This window comes from Colwellia ponticola (assembly GCF_005885605.1).
GTDB classification, from domain to species: domain Bacteria; phylum Pseudomonadota; class Gammaproteobacteria; order Enterobacterales; family Alteromonadaceae; genus Colwellia; species Colwellia ponticola.
The window spans coordinates 1-477 of sequence record NZ_SZVP01000073.1 but is presented as its reverse complement, the minus strand read 5'-3'; the positions used below and the strand labels follow the sequence as shown (position 1 = coordinate 477).

The window sequence follows — 477 nt, the reverse complement described above, 5'->3', positions numbered from 1 at the left end:
GCATGAGCGCCAACGGCAGGATCGGCTCGGTGGACGCCAGTTTTGTCGCCCTCAACGCCCGCCAGCAGGACCCGGTGTATGCGGTCGAAGGCATCGCCGACGATCAGCGCGTGCTCCTGGAGCGCCAGTTCCCACGTTACAGCATGGGCGGCGCAGGCCTGGCGATCGATGCCGGCCACAGCTTCGTGGTGCGCAGCGAGGTGGCCTACTTCGACCGCTGGCACGTCACCAACCCCTACCGCACCCGCGGCAGCAGCCAGAGCCCAATGGTCAAGTCATTGCTGGGGGTCGACTACCTGCTGCGCAACTGGCTGATTTCCGTGCAATGGCAGGAGCAGCAGTTACTGGACTGGCAAATGGGCATGGTGCAGGACAAACGCCAGCCGTTGTTCACCCTGTCCGCAGAGGGCAATCACCTGCGTGACCGCCTCAAGTCCCGCCTGGTCCTGGCCATGTCACCGCCTGCCAAAGACGACG

Annotated in this window: 1 protein-coding gene; it reads left to right on the top strand. The window is 64.8% G+C overall.

Annotated features, from left to right (window positions below; all coding sequences use genetic code 11):
• Positions 1-477: hypothetical protein (locus FCS21_RS15895; protein ID WP_222927984.1), on the top strand; the 477-nt coding region annotated here is incomplete at both ends.